Source organism: Erythrobacter sp. (assembly GCF_038133525.1).
Taxonomy (GTDB): Bacteria; Pseudomonadota; Alphaproteobacteria; order Sphingomonadales; family Sphingomonadaceae; genus Qipengyuania.
On the sequence record NZ_JAYPTL010000004.1, the window covers coordinates 75,368 to 82,803 of the forward strand.

Annotated in this window: 7 protein-coding genes; 1 reads left to right on the forward strand and 6 read right to left on the reverse strand. The window is 62.9% G+C overall.

All coding sequences use genetic code 11. The annotated features are described in order from the left end of the window. Window positions 1-36: 36 nt before the first annotated feature. Complete coding sequence (locus AAFM29_RS02025) at window positions 37-1,539, forward strand: amidase (protein ID WP_341711156.1); 1,503 nt, start codon at window positions 37-39, stop codon at window positions 1,537-1,539. On the opposite strand, the gene AAFM29_RS02030 is transcribed toward AAFM29_RS02025, so the two are convergent. The 6 genes from AAFM29_RS02030 to AAFM29_RS02055 all read right to left on the reverse strand — a co-directional run. Continuing rightward, window positions 1,536-2,315: a tyrosine-protein phosphatase gene (locus AAFM29_RS02030; protein WP_341711157.1), complete on the reverse strand. Its 780-nt coding sequence runs from the start codon at window positions 2,313-2,315 to the stop codon at window positions 1,536-1,538. The two genes, AAFM29_RS02025 and AAFM29_RS02030, sit on opposite strands and share 4 nt — an antisense overlap. A gap of 67 nt (window positions 2,316-2,382) precedes the next feature. Further along, on the reverse strand, window positions 2,383-3,045 hold the full coding sequence (locus tag AAFM29_RS02035; protein WP_341711158.1) for a TIGR02281 family clan AA aspartic protease: 663 nt from the start codon (window positions 3,043-3,045) through the stop codon (window positions 2,383-2,385). Window positions 3,046-3,096: 51 nt separating this feature from the next. After that, window positions 3,097-4,095, reverse strand: coding sequence for an L-histidine N(alpha)-methyltransferase (egtD, locus tag AAFM29_RS02040; RefSeq protein WP_341711159.1), 999 nt, complete (start codon window positions 4,093-4,095; stop codon window positions 3,097-3,099). After that, entirely contained in the window at window positions 4,095-5,345 is a 1,251-nt protein-coding gene (gene egtB / locus AAFM29_RS02045) for an ergothioneine biosynthesis protein EgtB (RefSeq protein ID WP_341711160.1), read from the reverse strand. The genes egtD and egtB overlap by 1 nt, the downstream gene beginning before the upstream one ends. A 127-nt stretch (window positions 5,346-5,472) precedes the next feature. After that, the gene (locus AAFM29_RS02050) at window positions 5,473-6,582 is read right to left on the reverse strand and encodes a sensor domain-containing diguanylate cyclase (RefSeq protein WP_341711161.1); all 1,110 of its coding nucleotides are present in this window, start codon (window positions 6,580-6,582) and stop codon (window positions 5,473-5,475) included. A 90-nt stretch (window positions 6,583-6,672) separates the two neighbouring features. After that, window positions 6,673-7,436: 3-deoxy-7-phosphoheptulonate synthase (locus AAFM29_RS02055; RefSeq protein WP_341711162.1), on the reverse strand; the 764-nt coding region annotated here is incomplete at its 5' end.

A 7,436-nucleotide genomic window follows, 5' to 3' on the forward strand; every position in this document is an offset into this window, starting at 1 on the left:
GCTTGCAACTGCCTGCGGCGGTGGCAGGATGCCGGGATGAACGCAAAAGCATCATTGATCGTCCTTGCCCTCGCAAGTGCCCCGCTGTCAGCCGAGGATAGGGTGGGGCCGCCCAGCCCCGCAGCCGAGACTGCGAAGGCGCAGATCGAGCGGATCGAGGCGCTCGACGATGCCGGACCCACGCTCAATGCGGTCATTGCCTACAACCCGGGCGCTCCCGCGCTCGCGGCCCAGGCCGAAAGGAACGGCCTGCCGCTCGTCGGCCGAACGGTGCTGGTAAAGGACAATATCGAGACCTACGAGTTTCCGACCACGGCGGGTAGCCTGGCCTTGGCCAATAACCGCACGGTGCGCGATGCGCCGATGATCGACCGGCTGCGCGCCGCAGGCGGCGTCGTGTTGGGCAAGACCAATCTCAGCGAATGGGCCAATATCCGTAGTGACAGTTCAACCAGCGGCTGGAGTGCGATCGGTGGGCTCACGCGCAATCCCTTCGCGACCGATCGCAACAGCTGCGGCTCGTCTTCGGGCAGTGGCGCAGCGGTTGCGGCAGGCCTTGCCTGGGCGGCGATCGGCACGGAAACCAACGGCTCGATCACTTGCCCTGCGTCGATCAACGGCATCGTGGGCTTCAAACCGAGCGTCGGGCTGGTCAGCCGGACGCATGTGGTACCGATCTCCAGCACCCAGGATACGCCGGGGCCGATGACCGCAAGCGTATGGGATGCGGCCATGCTCCTGGGCGCGATTGCCGGTGAAGACCCGGCCGACCCGGTGACGCTGACAGCGCAGAATCGCGTGACCGATTACACCGCCGGTCTGGCGGATTATTCGCTGCAAGGCGTGCGGATCGGGGTGATGCGCAAGCAGGTTGGCAATCGCGAGGACCTGACTTCGCTTTTCGACCAGGCATTGGCGGACATGCGGGCCGTCGGGGCGGAACTGGTCGAGATCGAGTTCAACCCCAATCAGCAAATGTACCGCGACAGCTTCACCGTGCTGATGTTCGAACTGCGCGAGGAGATGGGCAAGTATCTCGCCAGCCTGCCCGGTGAAAACATGCCACGCAGCCTGGCCGACCTGATTGCCTTCAACAAGGCACATGCGAGCGAGGAGATGCGCTGGTTCGGACAGGACCTGTTCGAACTGGCGGAAACTACCACCGACCGCGAAGCCTATGAAACCGCGCGCGAGAACGCGCTGCGCATTGCCGGGGAAGAGACGCTCGACAAGTTGCTGGCAGATAACGATGTGCAATTCCTCGTCGCCCCAACGCGCGGGCCGACATGGGTCAGCGATCTGGTCAATGGCGACAATTTCAACGGCAGCATCGGCTTCGGCAGCCCGGCCGCGATTGCCGGCTTTCCGCACCTGACGGTGCCGATGGGCGCTATCGAGGGCCTGCCCGTGGGAATTAGCTTCTTCGGCGCCAAATGGGCCGATCACGAGGTGCTGAAGATCGGTGCCGCCTATGAACGCGCGCGCAGCGCCGTGCTGGCAACGCCTTCGTTCAAGCCCTGGAGCCCTGCCGAACGCTAAACGAGGAAACGTTCGCGCAGGCGGGTGCGCAGGTCGTTGCCGATACCGATCACCTGGCTCAGGTAGCTATCGAAATCGCCGTAATCGCGTTCGACCTCGGCATGGAAGGTGTCGAGATATTCGGCGCGCACTTCCAGCAGGTCGCGCACCTGCTCGGCATCCAGCTTGCGGCCCAGGCGTTCCTCGATACCGGGCAGCGATTGCTGGACCAGCACCTCGAAAGTGGGGCTCTTGTTGGTGCGCAGGAATTCCTCGCGCTGGTCTTCCTCGCTGACGCCCAGGATATGCAGCAGCATGGTCGCCGCGATCCCGGTCCGGTCCTTGCCGGCGAAGCAATGCACCAGGCTCGCGCCGTCGCGATCGGCCAGCACCTTGAGGTAGCGCCCGAACATGTCGATCATCGCCGGATTATGCGGCATGCGCGTATAGACCGCGATCATGCGCTGGCGGGCGAAGTCCGAGGCGCTTGAACCCGGTTCGACATCCATATGCGGCGGGCTGCTGGTGGTTTCGCCGTCGTAGAAGACGACTTCGCCGTTCCAGCCTTCGACCCGCCGGCAGGGATTGCGATCGCGTTCGGACGTGCCGCGCAGATCGATCACCGTGCGAATATCGAGCTCAGCAATCGCCTTGAGATCGTCGTCGGTAGCATCGACATGCTGACCAGAGCGGAACAGCACATCCCGCCGCACCCGCCCCTCGCCCGGTGCATGCCAGCCGCCATAGTCGCGGAAATTGTGGATGCCCTTGGTCTCGAGGAATGCGTCGCGAATCATGGAGCGCAAAGTGGCAGCAGTCGGTCATGGCGGCAACGGGCCATGAGCCCACCCCCTGCCTGGCAACCTAACTCCCGACCCGATCTTCCGGCTTCGGCACCAGGATCAGCGTCCCCTCTTCGACCCGCCATGAGCCGAGACGCCCAAGCACGTTCATGCCGATCACGTTGAAATCGCCAAAGCTTTCGGCGATCGCAGCATCGGTTCCCGTTGCATTGATATTGCCCAGTCGAAGCGAATCGATCGTGGCCACATGCGCCTGGACAGTGCCATTTGCGGTACCCAGCATGATCGGAATACCGCCACGGCGCGGTTCCAGACCGGCACGATCCGCCAGATCCGTCGAGATCGCGGTTAGCGTGGCGCCGGTATCGATCATGAAATTGCCCGGCACGCCATTGACCTCTGCCCGGGTCCAATAATGTCCATCAGCGCCGAGCGGGATGCGCGTTTCGCCCCCGCTGACCACTTGCGCGGGCAGCCCGACCTGCGGGACAGCCACATCGAAACGCGGATCGAACCGCGACAGCTGCAACACCACCGTCAGCAGGATGGCGCCAAGCGCGAGCGAGCTGAAGGTCCGCAGGATCGCGCCCCAAGACGATCGACGCGCGATGATTGCGCCCACCCAGCTGAGCACCATCGCTGCAATCGCGGCAATCATCAGCTCCGATCGCGGGATGGCGCGAAGCGTTTCGGCAGCGGCACTGAATGCGGGCGCGATATCCATGGTCCCGATATAGGTACCCGTCCCTGACGCGTCCATGAAAGCTGCGACAGGTCAGGGCGCGTCGCGGTGTTCCGTAGCGCGAGCGAGGATCACCGAGAAACGCTCTTCACTATCGAGCCAGCGCTGGACCGGGGTCCAGCCCCCCGCCTGCAGCAGCATGTTTGCGCTGCGATGCGTGAACTTATGGCTGTTTTCCGTATGGATCGTCTCGCCTTCCTGCATCGCGAACGAACGGCCCGAGATTTCGAAGGTAACTGCACGCAAGGCGCGAAGATGCATCTCGATCCGCGCGAAATCATCGTTCCAAATGGCGACGTGTTCGAATGCGTCGAGCGGGATCGTCCCGCCAAGCTCGCGGTTGATGCGCGCCAGGACATTGAGGTTGAATTCGGCGGTCACGCCCTGTGCGTCGTCATAAGCCGCTTCGAGAACCGCCGGCTCTTTCACAAGATCCATCCCGATCAACAGCATCGGGCAATCGCCTTCATCCGCGCCCAGGGTAGCGCGCATCGAGCGCAGCAGGTCGACGGCCGTGCGTGGGACCATATTCCCGATGGTCGAGCCGGGGAAGAATCCCAGCTTGGGCAGCGCCGTTACTTCCTGCGGCAAGGCAACCCGGCGCATGAAATCCGCTTCGACCGGATGGACCGGCAGGCCGGGGAACTTGGCCGCCAGCGCGGCGGCGGATTCGCGCAGGAAATCACCGGAGATGTCGAGCGGCACATAGGCGCCAGGCGCAATGCATTCGAGCAGGAGCGGGGTCTTGACCGAACTGCCCGAACCGAACTCGATGACCGCCCGGCCAGAACCGATCAGCGCAGCAAATTCACTGCCGCGCGCACGCAGTATCTCGGTCTCGGCGCGGGTGGGGTAATATTCTTCAAGCTCGGTAATCGCCTCGAACAGCTGAGAGCCAGCCTCGTCATAAAACCAGCGGGCCGGAATCGCCTTCTGCTGCTGGCGCAGGCCGGTCAGAACGTCGGCCCGGAACGCCCGGTCGACTCCATCCTCGTCGAGATCGACGAGCGCGATACCACGATTGGCTTTCATTAGAGATCCTTTGCCAGCCTGAGGCCAGTGAACTGCCAGCGCTGGTGGGGGTAGAAAAAGTTACGATAGGACGCGCGCGAATGCCCGCGTGGCGTGGCGCAGCTCGCGCCGCGTAAGACGACCTGTCCGCTCATGAACTTGCCGTTGTATTCACCGACGGCGCCCGCAGCCGGCTTGAACCGCGGATAGGGGAGATAGGCCGAGCGCGTATATTGCCAGGTATCTCCGAACAGGCCCCTGCCTCCGCGCGGCATTGGGGGTGCGGCGGTATCGAGCTGGTTGCCGGCTGCCGGATCATGCGCCGCGGCCTCGCCTTCCTGGCCGCGAGCGATCGCTTCCCATTCAAACTCGGTCGGCAGGCGACAGCCCGCCCATGTGGCGAAGGCATCGGCCTCGAAATAGGAGATATGGGTTACCGGCGCGTCGGGATCGCGCGCCTGCCAGCCCGCATGGGTAAACTGCTCACCCTCATGCCAATAGAGCGGCGCGCAAATACCCTCACGCTTGACCCAGGCCCAACCGTCCGAAAGCCAGAGCGCGGCGCTTTGATAGCAGCCATCGGCAATGAATTCGTCCCATTCGCGATTGGTCACGAGCCGCGAGGAAAGCTGGAAGGGTTCCAACAGAACCCGATGTGCGGGGCCTTCATTGTCGAAGGCAAAACCATCCGCCTGGTGACCCACCCGCGCCACGCCGCCTGGGTGAGAATACCAGCTGTCTTCCGGCAGTGCCGCAGGCGGAGGCGTGCCTTCCCACATTGCCGGACCCAGCGGGTTCTGGAACAGCGCATGTTTGATATCGGTCAGCAACAATTCCTGGTGTTGCTGCTCATGCGCCAGGCCAAGCTCGATCAGCGGGGCCAGATCCTCGCGCTCGAAAAGGGGGGCCATCGCCTGATCGACTTGGGCGCGCCACTCGATGATTTGCGCCATGGTCGGGCGCGACAGCATCCCGCGCGAAAAGCGGGCGATCCGTTCGCCTTCGGCCTCGTAATAGGAATTGAAAATGAACGGCCAACGATCGTTGAAGAGCCGATAGTCCGGCAGGTGATCGCGCAGCAGGAAGGTTTCCCAGAACCAGGTCACATGCGCCAGGTGCCACTTGGTGGGCGACGCATCTTCCATGGACTGAATCGTCGCATCCGCTTCACTCAACGGTGCGGCAAGCGCTTCGGTTAGCGCGCGCACGGCATGGAAACGCGCCGCAAGCGGCGCGCCGTGATCAAACGCAACTGGTATTGGCCGGGGCATTACGCTCCCCCTCGCATCGCGGCCGTCAGAATGCGACAACCGCGGCGCAACATGGCGTGTTTATATGTTCGATTAAAGACTTCGCAGAAAATTGCGCGAAGTTACAGGAGCGATCGACGAATTTCGATCAGGCGGCGCGAGCTACCCGATTGCGCCCTTCGCGCTTCGCCGCGTAGAGCGCGTCATCGGCCCGCGCGAAGAGCAACAGGCTGGTATCATAGGGTTCCAGCATGGCATGCCCGATGCTGGCGGTTACCTGGGGCATCGGTGCCGAAGCAGTGCCCGCCTCGATCGCCAGGCGCAGGCGCTCCGCCGCATTGGCAGTCGCCGTAGGATTTGCACCGGGAAGGATTACCAGGAACTCTTCGCCACCAACCCGCGCGGCCAACTGTCCATGGCGGATACAACGCATGGCAATTCGGCCGACCTGGGCAATGACCTTGTCACCCACAGCGTGGCCATGCGTATCGTTGATCGATTTGAAATAGTCGATGTCGAGCACCAGCAGACCCAGCGGTTCCCCCTCGGTTCGCGCGGTGACGATCGCACGGTCGAGGGCAGCCATCGCCGCGCGGCGATTGGCAAGCCCCGTCAGGGGATCGGTGTTGGCCATCCGCTTCGCCTCTTCGGCTTCGAGCATGGCGCTGTTCTTCTCCTGCTCTGCCTTGGCAAACTGGAGATAGGTTTCGGTCACGTCGCGGACCACCATGAACACCTGTTCGCGCACGCCCGCCTGGGTGAAGACGTTGCGTGCGCAGGCTTGCAGGACACGCGTGCCTAGGCGCGGATTCTCGAACTCGAATTCGATCCGGAAGGGTTCGGTATCCTTGAGATGCGAGGCCAGCGTTACCTCGAGTTGGGAGAGGCCTTCTGGCATCAGTTCGACCAGCAGGTCGTCGGTCGGTTCGGCACCTGGCGCCACGCCGACGATATTGCGCATTTCAGCCGACCAGCGATGTTCTTCGTCCTTCAGATCGATGCACCAACGGCCGACACCTGCAAGTTCTTCGGCCAGGGCGAGTTCGGATACGCTCGCGCCCAGCGACTTTTCGCCCTGCTCAAGTTCTTCTGACAGTCGGTAGTGGCGCCAAAGCAATCCAATCAAGGGCAGCACCGTGGCCGCAATCAGCCATTGTTCGATGAGGTGCGTTCGACCGCTCAGCAGCATGACCGCCGGGACCGCGACCATGGCCCAACTTACAAGCACCAGCATTGTGTCGAGCCATCTCGCGCGCATGCGATTCCCTTTCTGCGAAGGGAACTAGCGAGATGTTCGAAATGACAGCCGAAGAGGCGGCTAGGTAGTAACCCCTAAGACCGCATAGCTTTAGGCCGCGTCAGCCCGTCGGGTGACCTCTTCCTCGTTAAGCATCTCTGCAATGAGGAACGCCAGCTCGAGCGACTGCGCCGCATTGAGACGGGGATCGCAATGCGTGTGATAGCGATCTGCCAGGGCCTCGTGACTGATTGCCACTGCACCGCCGACACATTCGGTCACGTCCTGCCCGGTCATCTCGACGTGAACGCCACCGGCATGGGTCCCCTCTGCACGGTGGACGGCAAAGAAGCCGCGCACTTCGTTGAGGATGCGATCGAACGGGCGCGTCTTGTAGCCGCTGTTCGACTTGATCACATTGCCGTGCATCGGATCGCAGCTCCACACCACCGGATGCCCTTCGCGTTTTACGGCGCGGACGAGTGGCGGCAGGCCGCTTTCCACCTTGTCATCTCCGAAGCGGCTGATCAGCACGATCCGACCCGCTTCGCGCGCCGGGTTGAGCGTATCGAGCAGGTTCAACAGCACGTCGGGTTCAAGGCTGGGGCCGCACTTCAGGCCCAGCGGATTGCCGATGCCACGGCAGAATTCGATATGCGCACTGCCTTCGAAGCGCGTGCGGTCGCCGATCCAGACCATATGCGCGCTGGTATCGTACCAGTCGCCGGTCAGGCTGTCGCGGCGGGTCAGCGCCTGCTCATAGGGCAACAGCAGCGCTTCGTGGCTGGTGTAGAAACTCGTCCCGCGCAGTTGGGGCAGGGTTTCGGGGCTGATCCCGCAGGCTTCCATGAAGTCCAGCGCTTCGCCGATACGAT

Excerpts from the sequence above, each read along its gene's own strand:
- AAFM29_RS02030 (WP_341711157.1), bottom strand. The coding sequence starts at position 2,315 with ATGATTCGCGACGCATTCCTCGAGACCAAGGGCATCCACAATTTCCGC.
- egtD (WP_341711159.1), bottom strand. The coding sequence starts at position 4,095 with ATGAAAGCCAATCGTGGTATCGCGCTCGTCGATCTCGACGAGGATGGA.
- egtB (WP_341711160.1), bottom strand. The coding sequence starts at position 5,345 with ATGCCCCGGCCAATACCAGTTGCGTTTGATCACGGCGCGCCGCTTGCG.
- AAFM29_RS02035 (WP_341711158.1), bottom strand. The coding sequence starts at position 3,045 with ATGGATATCGCGCCCGCATTCAGTGCCGCTGCCGAAACGCTTCGCGCC.
- AAFM29_RS02025 (WP_341711156.1), top strand. The coding sequence starts at position 37 with ATGAACGCAAAAGCATCATTGATCGTCCTTGCCCTCGCAAGTGCCCCG.
- AAFM29_RS02050 (WP_341711161.1), bottom strand. The coding sequence starts at position 6,582 with ATGCGCGCGAGATGGCTCGACACAATGCTGGTGCTTGTAAGTTGGGCC.